This window comes from Achromobacter sp. 1L-A-4-B-C2 (assembly GCF_057291955.1).
Map to the genome: position 1 here is coordinate 907,756 of NZ_JBXAWP010000003.1, position 12,690 is coordinate 920,445.

The 12,690-nt window shown below is 66.2% G+C and carries 10 protein-coding genes; 9 read left to right on the forward strand and 1 reads right to left on the reverse strand.

All coding sequences use genetic code 11. The annotated features are described in order from the left end of the window. Nucleotides 1–159: 159 nt before the first annotated feature. A complete protein-coding gene (locus AC0Z35_RS17650; protein ID WP_485132217.1) occupies nt 160–666 on the reverse strand; it encodes a MarR family winged helix-turn-helix transcriptional regulator in 507 nt (168 codons plus the stop codon). Nucleotides 667–1,034: 368 nt separating this feature from the next. Here AC0Z35_RS17650 and AC0Z35_RS17655 point away from each other — a divergent pair, with 368 nt between their 5' ends. The 9 genes from AC0Z35_RS17655 (at nt 1,035) to AC0Z35_RS17695 (ending at nt 12,647) form a co-directional block, all read left to right on the forward strand. Beyond that, a complete protein-coding gene (locus tag AC0Z35_RS17655) occupies nt 1,035–3,272 on the forward strand; it encodes a ferredoxin family protein (RefSeq protein WP_120153989.1) in 2,238 nt (745 codons plus the stop codon). A 13-nt stretch (nt 3,273–3,285) separates the two neighbouring features. After that, nucleotides 3,286–4,842: an indolepyruvate oxidoreductase subunit beta family protein gene (locus AC0Z35_RS17660; RefSeq protein WP_485132216.1), complete on the forward strand. Its 1,557-nt coding sequence runs from the start codon at nt 3,286–3,288 to the stop codon at nt 4,840–4,842. Nucleotides 4,843–4,892: 50 nt separating this feature from the next. Continuing rightward, nucleotides 4,893–5,870: a PDR/VanB family oxidoreductase gene (locus AC0Z35_RS17665; protein ID WP_104143521.1), complete on the forward strand. Its 978-nt coding sequence runs from the start codon at nt 4,893–4,895 to the stop codon at nt 5,868–5,870. Nucleotides 5,871–5,900: 30 nt separating this feature from the next. Next, nucleotides 5,901–7,220: an aromatic ring-hydroxylating dioxygenase subunit alpha gene (locus AC0Z35_RS17670; RefSeq protein ID WP_485132215.1), complete on the forward strand. Its 1,320-nt coding sequence runs from the start codon at nt 5,901–5,903 to the stop codon at nt 7,218–7,220. Then, entirely contained in the window at nt 7,217–7,708 is a 492-nt protein-coding gene (locus tag AC0Z35_RS17675; protein ID WP_314357542.1) for an aromatic-ring-hydroxylating dioxygenase subunit beta, read from the forward strand. The genes AC0Z35_RS17670 and AC0Z35_RS17675 overlap by 4 nt, the downstream gene beginning before the upstream one ends. A 9-nt stretch (nt 7,709–7,717) precedes the next feature. Continuing rightward, on the forward strand, nt 7,718–9,367 hold the full coding sequence (locus AC0Z35_RS17680) for an AMP-binding protein (protein WP_485132214.1): 1,650 nt from the start codon (nt 7,718–7,720) through the stop codon (nt 9,365–9,367). Next, nucleotides 9,364–10,533, forward strand: a complete 1,170-nt coding sequence (locus tag AC0Z35_RS17685) for a thiolase family protein (RefSeq protein ID WP_046803512.1) — start codon at nt 9,364–9,366, stop codon at nt 10,531–10,533. Before AC0Z35_RS17680 ends, AC0Z35_RS17685 begins: the two co-directional genes overlap by 4 nt. Then, complete coding sequence (locus tag AC0Z35_RS17690; protein WP_485132213.1) at nt 10,530–11,771, forward strand: SDR family NAD(P)-dependent oxidoreductase; 1,242 nt, start codon at nt 10,530–10,532, stop codon at nt 11,769–11,771. Before AC0Z35_RS17685 ends, AC0Z35_RS17690 begins: the two co-directional genes overlap by 4 nt. A gap of 90 nt (nt 11,772–11,861) precedes the next feature. Further along, the gene (locus tag AC0Z35_RS17695) at nt 11,862–12,647 is read left to right on the forward strand and encodes a cyclase family protein (protein ID WP_046803514.1); all 786 of its coding nucleotides are present in this window, start codon (nt 11,862–11,864) and stop codon (nt 12,645–12,647) included. The last annotated feature ends 43 nt before the right edge of the window (nt 12,648–12,690 follow it).

Here is a 12,690-nt window from a genome sequence, read left to right on the forward strand (position 1 = left end):
TCAATTCAGGGTTTATGCGTACCGTGGCCCCATTTCACAGAGGGGGATCTATTAAGGGACGCATAAGCATGTAACAAAATTGTTGGGTCGAACAATGTTCGAGTGCGCGGATGCAACGTCCGCCATCACCGCCCGAATCGCCGCCGAATCACCGCGCGCTTATTCCCCGGCGTCGATCGGCAGTTCCAGCGGCACGTGCTCGGTCATCAACACTTCCAGCATGTCGATCAGCAGCGCCGCCTTTTCTTCGCCAAACGGCGCCAGCACGGCTTTTTGATGTTGCAACGCCTGTTCGCACAGGCCCGCGATCAGGTGGGTGCCCTTGGTGGTGATGCACACGCGCGTCTGGCGGCGGTCGGCCCGCACGCCGGTGCGCGCCACCAGCCCCTCGGCCTCCATCCGCTGCACCACCTTGCTTAGCGTGGGTTGCTTGGTGATGGCCAGCACGGCCAGCGTGCCGATGGTTTCGCCGGGGCTGCCTTCCAGGCTGGCCAGCACCCGCCATTCGGTCACCGATAGCCCGGCCGCCTTGACCTGCATATGGAATTCGGCCGAGATGCGCTGGCTGGCCTGCGCCAGCAGGTATGCCAGATAGCCGTCAACGAAACGCGGCCCTGAAGTGCCGCGCCCCGTCAGTTGTGTGTCCCGCTGCTTGTCCAACCGCATGTTGCTTTGCTCCCACGCACCGGAATTCATGAATGGCCGACGGCCGAAAAAACGCATTGCACCACGACGGCGCAAACGCGCGCCATGATGCACGGCAATGCTGTTGCGCAGCACAGGGTATACCCCGAATCGCAACCCGTTTTTGCACCATGGCGGGGCCGAAAACCCGCCATGAAGCTAGAGAACAACCAGTATATACATCCTTGTTTTAGCGTGATATTTTTTGATTTCCATGAAATTTCATCTTTTTTGTTGACAGCTAAAACGTTGACTCCTAAAGTATTTTCAGACGACAATTTCGTGGCACGACGATGCTGCACGGCAGCAAGGCTTGAGGACCGGTCATCCGGCCCCACCAGGAGTTCGAGATGGCTGAAAGGTCTTTCAAGAAAGAAGTCCAGCAGTTGCGCATCGGCGCCGGCGAAGAGTTTCGCGGCGAGGGCATTCTTGCCGTCACCAAAGCCTTGCTGCAATCGGGTGTGGGCTATGTGGCGGGCTATCAGGGTTCGCCCATTTCGCATTTGATGGATGTGCTGGCCGACGCCAACGACATCCTGCAAGAACTGGGCGTGCACTTCGAGGCCAGCGCCTCGGAAGCCACGGCCGCCGCGACCCTGGCGGCGTCCGTCATGTACCCGATACGCGGCGCGGTCACGTGGAAGTCCACCGTGGGCACCAACGTGGCATCGGATGCGCTGGCCAACCTGGCATCGGGCGGCGTGACGGGCGGCGCGCTGGTCATCGTGGGCGAAGACTACGGCGAAGGCTCATCCATCATGCAGGAACGCTCGCACGCGTTCGCCATGAAGTCGCAGATCTGGCTGCTGGACCCGCGCCCCAACCTGGAAAGCATGGTCAAGGCCGTGGAAGACGGCTTTGAATTGTCGGAAGCCAGCAAGACGCCGGTGATGCTGCAACTGCGCATCCGGGGTTGCCACGTGCATGGCCGCTTCATTGCCAAGGAAAACAAGCGGCCCGCGTTTTCGCTGGCGCAGGCGTTGGAAAGCCCGGCGCGCGACACCAGCCGCATCGTGCTGCCGCCCGCGTCCTTTCTGCACGAGCAGGAAAAAATCAAGGATCGCTGGCCCGCCGCCATCCGCTATATCAAAGAACACAAACTGAACGAGCACTTTGACGGCGACCAGGACGATATCGGCCTGATCCTGCAAGGCGGCCTGTACAACGGCGTCATCCGCTCGCTGCAACTGCTGGGCCTGGCCGATAACTTCGGCAACAGCCGCATTCCGCTTTACGTCATGAACGTGACCTACCCCGTCATCGAAGACGAGGTCACGGAATTCTGCCGGGGCAAGCGCGCGGTGCTGCTGCTGGAAGAAGGCCAGCCGGACTACATCGAACAGAACCTGCACGCCGTGCTGCGCAAGGCGGGTATCGACACGCACCTGTCCGGCAAGGACGTGTTGCCGATGGCGGGCGAATACACCACGCAAGTGATGCGCGACGGCGTGCGCGAATTCTTGAAGCGCCATCGTCCTGAATCGCTACAGACGCATGCGGCGGTGGCGGTGGATGCGGTGGCCCAAGCCCAAGCCCCCACCAGCCAACTTGAAATCACCGAAGTCGCGCGTCCGAAGCCTGCGGCAAAGCACGTCGAGCAACCAATCACCTTCCACAAGCAGGTGGACGGACTGGCCTCGGTGGTGCCGCCGCGCCCTGCCGGCTTCTGTACGGGCTGCCCCGAACGCCCGATCTTTTCCGCGCTGACGCTGGCCCAGGAAAAGCTGGGGCAGCATCACATTTCCTGCGACATCGGCTGCCACCTTTTCTCCATCCTGCCGCCCTTCAACCTGGGCGCCACCACCATGGGCTACGGCCTGGGCGCCTCCAGCGCGGCGGCGTTCAATGTGCCCGCCGCCAAGCGCCCCATTTCCATCATGGGCGACGGCGGCTTCTGGCATAACGGCTTGTCGTCCGGCATCGGCAACGCGGTGTTCAACAAGTACGACGGCGTCATCGTCATCGTCGACAACTTCTATGCGTCGGCGACTGGCGGGCAGGACATTTTGTCGTCGCGTGCCGACAACCCCGACCGCTCCACCAACAACCCCATCGATCATGCCGTGCGCGGCGTGGGCGTGAAGTGGGTGCGCACGCTGGACCGCACCTACGACGTGGCCAAGGTGCGCGCCACCATCGAAGAAGCGCTGACCACCGACATCAAGGGTCCGAAGGTCATCATCGCGCAGTCCGAATGCATGCTGAACAAGCAGCGCCGCATCAAGCCGCTGTTCAACAAGGCCGTCAAGGAAGGCCGCCGCGTGGTCAAGGAACGCTTTGGCGTGGACCCCGACGTGTGCACGGGCGACCACGCCTGTATCCGGCTGTCCGGCTGCCCATCGCTGTCCATCAAGGACAGCGGCGACCCCTTGAAGGAAGACCCGGTAGCGCACGTGGAAAGCAGCTGCGTGGGCTGCGGCAACTGCGGCGAAGTGGCCCATGCCGCCGTGCTGTGCCCGTCTTTCTATCGCGCCGATATCGTGCACAACCCCACCGGCACCGACCGCTTCCTGGCACGCATGCGCGGCGCCGTGATCGGTTTCCTGCAACGCCGCCGCGCCGCGCGGCTGGCCCAATACGCCCTGTAAGGACTAGCCCTTCATGAACCCGCCGGCAATGCAGCAAGGCAACCCCATCAAGATCGCCATCCTGGCCATGGGCGGCCAGGGCGGCGGCGTACTGGCCGACTGGATCGTCGACATGGCCGAACACGCCGGCTGGTGGGCGCAAACCACATCGGTGCCCGGCGTGGCGCAGCGCACCGGCGCCACCATCTACTACCTGGAACTGCTGCCCGAAGCGGACGTGGCGCGCGCCGGACGCCCGCCCGCGTTGGCCTTGATGCCCACCCCCGGCGACGTGGATCTGGTCGTTGCCGCCGAACTGATGGAAGGCGGCCGCGCCATCCAGCGTGGCCTGGTCACGCCGGAACGCACGGTGTTGCTGTCCTCGTCGCACCGCAGCTACGCCGTCAGCGAAAAGTCCGCGCCCGGCAACGGCATTGCCGACCCCAACAAAGTGCTGGAAGCCGGCCGCGCCGCCGCCAAGCGCTTCCTGTGCTTCGACCTGCAAGACCTGGCCGACCGCGCCGGCAGCGTCATCAGCGCCAGCCTGTTCGGCGCGGTGGCCGGCAGCGGCGCCCTGCCCTTCACGCGCGACGACTACGAGGCCACCGTGCGCCGCGCGGGCCTGGGCGTGGACGCCAGCCTGCGCGCCTTCGCGCTGGGCTTTGACGCCGCCCATGCCGCGCCCGCCCAACCCGCCGCCATCGACCTGACGCGCCCGGTGGCCGACGTGCCCGAACGCGCCGCCAGCCCGAAGACGCAAGCGCTGCTGGACACCATCAAGCGCGACTTCCCCGCCTGTGCGCAGCCCATGCTGACGGCGGGCGTGCGCCGCCAGCTGGAATTCCAGGACGCCGCCTACGCCGCCGACTACCTGCGCCACATGAAGGCGCTGCGCGACCTGGACGCCCAACACGGCGGCGACGCCCAAGGCTGGGCGCTGACCTGTGCGGCCGCGCGCTACGTGGCCACGGCCATGGCCTACGACGACGTGATCCGCGTGGCCGACCTGAAAACGCGCGGCACCCGCTTTGAACGGGTGCGAAACGAAGTGGGTGCACGGCCGGACCAACTGGTGATGACGACCGACTACATGCACCCGCGCCTGGAAGAAATCTGCGGCACGATGCCCACGCGCATGGGCCGCTGGCTGGAAGGGTCCAAGGCCTTCGGCGGTTTTGTGGAACGCCGCCTGGGCAAAGGCCGCTTGATGCAAAGCGGCACGCTGGGCGGCTTCCTGATGCTGTATTCGCTGGCCGGCATGCGCCGCTTTCGCCGCCGTACATTGCGCCATCAAATCGAATCGGAAGGCTTGCGGCAATGGCTGGACCTGATTGCCCGGCTGGCGCCGCGGGACTACGCGCTGGCGGTTGAAACCGTTAATTGCCGGCGCCTGGTCAAGGGCTATAGCGATACGCACGTGCGCGGCGGCGGCAAGTATCGCCAGCTGATCGCGGCGGCGGCACAGCTGGTGGGCCGCGCCGATGCGGCCGAGACGCTGCGCACGCTGCGCGAGACCGCGCTGGCCAACGAAAGCTGCGCCCCGATGGAACGCCAGATGGCCGAGAAGCTGGCCGAAAAGCTGGCGGCCTGATCCCGCTACCCGAATACCGGAATACCGGAATACCGAAAGAGACAAACGCCGTGCAGACACTGAAACTGATCGTCCGGGAAGTCCGGCAAGAATCGCCGTTGATCCGTTCCTTCCGGCTGGCGCGCGAAGATGCCGGGCCGCTGCCCGCCTTCGGCCCCGGCGCGCATCTGAAGGTCACCGTGCCCGGTGTGCATGAACCGCGCTGCTATTCGCTGGTGCAGCTGACGCCCGACGCCGGCCAGTTCGCGCAGCCCACCGAATACCGGCTGGGCGTACGGCTGGAAGAAACCAGCCAGGGCGGCTCGCGCCACATGCATGCGCTGGCCGAAGGCGACACGCTTAGCGTGGAAGGCCCCAAGAACGATTTTCCGCTGCATGAATCTCCGGCAGGCGACGAACCCGTGGTGCTGATCGCGGGTGGCATCGGCATCACGCCGGTGGCGTCCATGGCCGCCGCGCTCAAAGCCGCCGGGCGCGACTTTCATCTGCACTACTGTGGCCGCAGCAAGGATCAGCTGGCCTTCCTGGGCGAGCTCGAAGCGCTGGCGGGCGGCAACCTGACCGTACACGCGGATGACGACCCCGCCTGCCGCTTCGACCTGCAAGCGCTGCTGGCCGCTTCCAACCCACGCCAGCACCTGTACGTGTGCGGCCCCAAGGGCTTGATCGATGCCGTGATTGCCGGCGCCAAGGCCCGCCACTGGCCCGATGCCCACGTTCACTTCGAACTGTTCGTCACCGCCGCCGCGCAAGCCGGCGACCAGGCGTTTGAAGTCGAGCTGCGCCAGTCCGGCCGCACGCTGACCATTCCCGCCGACAAGACCATCGTCGACGTCATGGAAGAAGAAGGCTGCGACCCGATGTACGACTGCAAGCGCGGCGAATGCGGCGTGTGCCAGGCAACGGTGCTGGAAGGCGAGCCCGATCATCGCGACTACTACCTCTCGGACACCGAGAAGGCCAGCGGCAAGATCATCCAGATCTGTATCTCGCGCGCGAAATCCGCCCGCCTGGTGCTGGACCTGTAACGCTGCCGCCCCGACGACAAGGAAGCGACCATGGCCAAATACCGCGACAACCCCAACGCCATCCGCGCCCTGGTGCGCGACACGGAAGTGCACAAGGACCTGTTCATCGACCAGGAACTATTCGACCTGGAAATGGAACGCCTGTACGCCAACACCTGGGTCTACGTCGGCCACGACAGCCAGGTGCCCAACAACGGCGACTACATCACCACTACCGTCGGCAACCAGCCCGTGGTGATGGTCCGCCACAGCGACAAGACCGTGCGCGTGCTGCACAACCGCTGCCCGCACAAAGGCACGATGGTGGCTGGCGACGCCTGCGGCAACACCGGCAAGTTCTTTCGCTGCCCGTACCACGCCTGGACGTTCAAGACGGACGGCAGCCTGCTGTCGATCCCCCTGAAGAAAGGCTACGAGAACACCGGCCTGGAAAACTGCGAAGCCAGCCAGGGCATGGCCGCCGTCAAAGACGTCAAGAACCATCGCGGCTTTGTGTTCTGCCGCCTGAATCCGGAAGGCCAGTCGTTCGAGGATTTCTTCGGCGATTCCTTGTCCACGCTGGACAACATGGTGGACCGCTCGCCCGAGGGCCGGCTGGAAGTGGCCGGTGGCGTGCTGCGCTACATGCACCGCTGCAACTGGAAGATGCTGGTCGATAACCAGACCGATACCTGTCACCCGATGGTGGCGCACGAATCGTCGGCGGGCACGGCGGTGAAGGTCTGGGAGCAGGCGCCCGAAGGCACGCCCAAGCCGATGGCGGTGGAACTGTTCGCGCCGTTTATCTCGCCGTACGAGTTCTTTGAAAACATGGGCATCCGCGTCTGGGAAAACGGCCACGGGCACACCGGCGTGTCGGACTCGATCCACGCGTCGTACTCCGGCGTGCCGGGCTATTGGGAATCCATGGTGGCCGCCTACGGCGAGGAACGCGCCAAACAGATCCTGGGCGACGTGCGCCACAACACCGTGTACTTCCCCAACATCATGGTGAAGGGCCCGATCCAGACGCTGCGCATCTTCAAGCCCCTTGCCGCCGACCGCACGCTGGTGGAATCGTGGACGTTCCGCCTGGTCGGCGCGCCCGACCTGCTGCTGGAGCGCACGCTGATGTACAACCGGCTGATCAACGCGCCCACCTCCGTTGTCGGCCATGACGACCTGGAAATGTACGAACGCGCCCAAGACGGCCTGAATTCCCGCGCGCGCGACTGGGTCAATGTGGGCCGGCTGTATACGCCCGACGAAGCCGGCCAGAAGAACGTCACCACCAACGGCACCAACGAATGGCAGATGCGCAACCAATACCGCGCATGGGGCCGCTACATGACCGGATCGGAGTCGGTATGAGCGCAAGCGACCGCGAGTTGATCGACTTTGTCTACGCCGAAGCGCGCCTGCTGGACGAGCTGCGCTTCGAAGACTGGCTGAACCTGTACACCGAAGACGGCTACTACTGGATGCCGCTGGCGCACGGCCAGACGGACCCGAAGCTGCACGCATCCCTGATGTACGAAGACAAGCTGCTGCTGCGCGTGCGCGTGGAGCGCTTGGCGGGCCAGCGCACGTTTTCGCAGCAGCCTAAAAGCCGCTGCCATCACCTGCTGCAAGCGCCCACCGTCGAACACGGCCACCCCGACGCCGCGCCTGAAGAAGGCCGCCATGTGGTGCGCACCGCCTTTCACTATGTTGAAACGCGCCAGGACATGCAGACGCTGTACGCCGGCTGGGCCACGCACCACCTGGTGGAACAGGACGGCGCGCTGCGCATCCGTTTGAAGCGCGTTGACCTGGTCAACTGCGACGCCGCCTTCGGCAACATCCAACTGTTCATGTAGGAGCGGCTTGTGAGCACCACCGTCCACCAGGCATTTGCCGACACCGCTTCGCGCTACCGCGCGCAGCCCTTTCTGTGCATCCTGCCGGAAACGGCCCAGGTCTATGGCATAGACGCCGGCGAACTGTCGTATGGCCGCGCGGCCGACGCCATTGAAACGCTGCGCGCCGCCTATGCGGCGGCCGGCTACGGCCACGGCCACCGCGTGGGGCTGCTGCTGGAAAATCGCCCCGCCTTCTTCCTGCATTGGTTCGCCTTGAACGCGCTGGGCGTGTCGGTGGTGCCGATCAACCCGGACCTGCGCGCGGCCGAACTCGAATACCTGACCGGCCATTCCGAGATCGCCCTGGCCGTTGCCCTGCCCACCCGCCACGCCGATTTGCTGGCCGCCGCCGAACGCGCGGGCCGCCCCTTGGGTGTGATGGGCCCCGACGATGCACCGCCGCCCGCCCCCTTCACCGCGCCGCTGGCCGACACCGCGCCCACCGAGCTGACCGAATGCGCCCTGCTGTACACGTCCGGCACGACCGGCCGCCCCAAGGGTTGCATCCTGCCCAACCGCTATTTCCTGCACGCGGGCGGCTGGTATGCGCGCATCGGCGGGCTGGCAACGCTGCGCCCCGGCCAGGAACGCATGCTGACGCCGCTGCCGCTGGTGCACATGAACGCCATGGCGTATTCCGCCATGGCCATGGTGCTGACCGGCGGCTGCCTGATTCCGCTAGACCGCTTCCACCCCAAGACGTGGTGGGACAGCGTGCGCGAGGCCGGCGCCACCGTGCTGCATTACCTGGGCGTGATGCCCGCCATACTGATGAAGGCGCCGCCGTCCGACCGCGACCTGCAACCCGCCATCCGCTTCGGCTTTGGCGCGGGCGTGGACCGCAAGCTGCATGCGCCGTTTGAAGCGCGCTTCGGCTTTCCCTTGCTGGAAGCCTGGGCCATGACCGAAACCGGCGCGGGCGCCGTCATCATCGCCAACCACGAACCGCGCCACGTCGGCACCAGCAGCTTTGGCCGCGAAGAAGACGACGTGCAGGTGCGCATCGTGACGGACGCGGGCCAGCCCGCCGCCGTGGGCGAACACGGCGAACTGCTGGTGCGGCACGCCGGCGACGACCCGCGCTACGGCTTCTTCGCCGGCTACCTGAAAGACGAGGCCGCCACCGACGAGGCCTGGCAAGACGGCTGGTTCCATACGGGCGACATCGTGCGCCGCGAAGCCGACGGCGCGCTGCGCTTCGTGGATCGCAAGAAAAACGTGATCCGCCGCAGCGGCGAAAACATCTCGGCCGTGGAAGTGGAAAGCGTGCTGATGCAGCACCCGCTGGTCAAGGCGGTGGCCGTGGCCGCCGTGCCCGACCCGGTGCGCGGCGACGAAGTGCTGGCCTGCGTCGTGCCCGAAGCCCTGCCCGCTGACGACGCCGCCATGGCCGAGGCCGCGCGCGATATCGTGCAGTGGTGCCTGCAACAGCTGGCCTATTACAAAGCGCCCGGCTATGTGGCCTTTGTGGACAGCCTGCCGCTGACCACCACCAACAAGATCCAGCGCGGCGAAATGAAAACGCTGGCGCCGACCTTGCCCGGCACGGCGCGCTGCATCGACACCAACGCCATGAAAAAGCGCCAGGCGCCCGACCGCCAGGAGTCTGCCCAATGAGCCGCCTGGGCTATGACGGCATCGTGGCGGCCCTGCCCGTCACCATCCCGTACGAACGTTATTCCACGCATGCCGCCCACTGGTGGCTGGGCCGCGCGCTGGGCGCGCTGATCCGGCAATCCGGCGTGGCCAAGCAGGACGTGGACGGCCTGTGCGTGTCCAGCTTTACGTTGGCGCCGGACACCGCCGTCGGCCTGGTCCAGCACCTGGGCATGAGCCCGCGCTGGCTGGACCACATCCCCATGGGCGGCGCCAGCGGCGTGGCCGCCTTGCGCCGCGCGGCCCGCGCGGTGCAGGCGGGCGACGCGAACATCGTGGCCTGCATCGCCGGCGACACCAACCACGTGGACTCGTTTCGCAATACCGTCAGCCAGTTTTCCCGCTTTGCGCAAGACGCCGTCTACCCCTATGGCGCGGGCGGCCCCAACGCCAGCTTCGCGCTGCTGACGGCGCATTACATGCGCACCACCGGCGCCACGCGCGAGGATTTCGGCAAGCTGTGCGTGGCGCAGCGCGACAACGCCTTGCGCTACCCGCACGCGCTGATGAAAAAGCCGCTGAGCCTGCAACAGTATCTGGACGCGCGCGTCATTACCGACCCCATCCATCTGTTCGACTGCGTGATGCCTTGCGCGGGCGCCGACGCGTTCCTCGTCATGCGTGAAGACCAGGCCCGCGCCTTGAACCTGCCCTATGCCCGCATCCTGTCCACCATCGAACGCCACAACGCCTGGATCGAAGACCCCATCCAGACGCGCGGTGGCTGGACCATGGACGTGGACGAACTGTACGGCCAGGCCAACGCCACGCCGGCCGACATGGACTTCCTGCAAGCCTATGACGACTACCCCGTCATCAACCTGATGCAGATCGAAGACCTGGGCTTTTGCAACAAGGGCGACGCGCCGGAATTCGTCCGCGCCCACACCTTCACCGTGGACGGCAGCTTCCCCTTCAACACCAACGGCGGCCAGCTGTCGGTGGGCCAGGCGGGCGCGGCGGGCGGCTACCTGGGCATGGTCGAAGCGCTGCGCCAATTGACCGGCACGGCGGGCGGCACGCAAGTGGCCGACGCGCGCGTTGGCATGGTCAGCGGTTTCGGCATGATCAATTACGACCGCGGCCTGTGCACCGCCGCGGCCATCCTGGCAAGGAGCGACGCATGACCGAGCCGCTAGCCAAGCCGCCCCGGAAGAATCCGGTTGCGCGCACCCGCCAGCCCACCTTGCCGCCCGGCTCGCGCAGCCGCGCGGCGCTGGGCCTGACGGCCGCCGCCGCCGAAGGCCGCTTCGATTTGCAGACCTGCGCCGATTGCGGCGCGGTGCAATATCCGCCGCGCGAAGTGTGCGGCCACTGCCTGTCCGAACACCTGCCCTGGCGGCCGGCCGACCCCAACGGCACGTTGCTGGTCAGCACCACGCTGCATCACAGCAACGACCTGTACTTCCGCGAACGCCTGCCGTGGCGCGTGGGCACGGTGGTGATGGACGCCGGCCCCTCCGTCGTGGCGCACGTGCACCAGGACTGCGCCGACGGCGCCCGCGTGCGGCTGGCGCTGAAGCTGGACCGCAGCGGCCAAGCCGTGATGATCGCCCTGCCTGAAAGGAATACGCCCAACATGGAAGACGACAAGACGCTGCGCGAAACCTCGTGCGACCCGAAGTTCCGCCGCGCGCTGGTCACCGACGGCAAGACCGCCGTGGGCCAGGCCGTGGCGCGCGCCCTGCTGGACGCAGGCTGCCCCACGGTGTTCCTGGGCGATGCGCAGGCCTGGAAGCGCGACGCCGCCTTTGACGCGCTGGCGCAAGACCCGCGCGTGCAATTGGTGGTCCTGGACGTGACGGATTCCGATTCCGTGGATCGGCTTGCCGCCTCAATCGGCGGCAAGGTGGAAATCCTGGTGAACACGGCCGATCTGGAACGCGAAGGCGGCCTGCTCCATCGCAAGGACGTAAACACCGCGCGCGACGCCATGGACGTGAACGTGCTGGGGCTGATGCGCCTGGCGCAGAGCTTCGGCCCTGCCCTGTGCGGCCGCGCCGCCGACGGCGTCAACAACGCCACCGCCTGGGTCAACGTGCTGTCCATCTACGCGCACATGAACCTGCCGTCGCGCGGCATGTGGTCGGCATCGAAGGCCGCCGCCTTGTCGCTGACGCAATGCCTGCGCGCGGAAATGCGCGGCGCGGGCGTGCGGGTGGTGAACGTGTTTCCCGGCCCCGTCGACCACGAATGGGAACAGCGCACGCCGCCGCCGCGCGTGGCCCCCGCCGCCATCGCCGCCGCCATCGTGCGCGCGCTGAAGGACGGCGTGGAAGACGTGTATGTGGGCGACGTGGCGCAGGAATTCCGCGCACGCCTGGCCGACAACCCCAAGGGGCTGGAACGCGAGCTGGGCGCCTGACCGCGCCCGCCACGCCACTGCCCAAGACAACACGCCAGATTCCCTCCGGCGCATCGCGCAAGCGACGCGCCCACCCCCAGGAGCCGCAGCATGAGCCAGAACATTCTTGCCCAATTCATGACGGAACTTGTCACCGGCCGCATCGGCCTGGTGGACTTGACCGAGACGCTGACGCCGGAATTTCCCACCATCGTCCTGCCGCCGGAATTCGGCCAGGCGTGGCCGTTCCGCATGGAAGAAATCTCGCGCTATGACGAGCGCGGCCCGGCTTGGTACTGGAACAATTTTTCGTGTTCCGAGCACACCGGCACGCACTTCGACGCGCCCGCCCACTGGGTATCGGGCAAGGACCAGCCCGACAACACGGTCGACACGATTCCCATCGACGCCTTCATCGCCAGCGCGTGCGTGATCGACTGTTCCGCCGAGGCCCGCGACAACCCCGACTTTCTGCTGACCATCGACTTCGTCAAGGCCTGGGAGGAAAAGCACGGCCGCATCCCCGCGCGGTCGTGGGTGCTGATGCGCACCGATTGGTCCAAGCGCGCCAAGCCCGTCGAATACCTGAACATGCAGGAAGACGGCGCCCACTCGCCCGGCCCGGACGCCGACGTGGTGCCGTGGCTGATCAAGGAACGCGATGTGCACGGCTTCGGCACGGAATCGGTGGGCACCGACGCCGGCCAAGCTCACCACCTGAACCCGCCCTACCCCTGCCACTACTACATGCACGGCAATAACCGCTACGGCTTGCAGTGCCTGACCAACCTGGACCAGTTGCCGCCCACCGGCGCCGTGATTTTCTCGGCCCCGCTGAAGATCCGCAGCGGCTCGGGCAGCCCGCTGCGCGTGCTGGCGCTGGCGCCCCGCGCCTGAGCCCCGCCGGACCTGGCCTATACGGCAACCCAACCAAGGACAC

Bases quoted from the DNA above. Each gene is read 5' to 3' on its own strand.
- AC0Z35_RS17655 (WP_120153989.1), top strand. From the start codon at position 1,035: ATGGCTGAAAGGTCTTTCAAGAAAGAAGTCCAGCAGTTGCGCATCGGC.
- AC0Z35_RS17685 (WP_046803512.1), top strand. From the start codon at position 9,364: ATGAGCCGCCTGGGCTATGACGGCATCGTGGCGGCCCTGCCCGTCACC.
- AC0Z35_RS17650 (WP_485132217.1), bottom strand. From the start codon at position 666: ATGCGGTTGGACAAGCAGCGGGACACACAACTGACGGGGCGCGGCACT.
- AC0Z35_RS17695 (WP_046803514.1), top strand. From the start codon at position 11,862: ATGAGCCAGAACATTCTTGCCCAATTCATGACGGAACTTGTCACCGGC.
- AC0Z35_RS17670 (WP_485132215.1), top strand. From the start codon at position 5,901: ATGGCCAAATACCGCGACAACCCCAACGCCATCCGCGCCCTGGTGCGC.
- AC0Z35_RS17675 (WP_314357542.1), top strand. From the start codon at position 7,217: ATGAGCGCAAGCGACCGCGAGTTGATCGACTTTGTCTACGCCGAAGCG.
- AC0Z35_RS17660 (WP_485132216.1), top strand. From the start codon at position 3,286: ATGAACCCGCCGGCAATGCAGCAAGGCAACCCCATCAAGATCGCCATC.
- AC0Z35_RS17690 (WP_485132213.1), top strand. From the start codon at position 10,530: ATGACCGAGCCGCTAGCCAAGCCGCCCCGGAAGAATCCGGTTGCGCGC.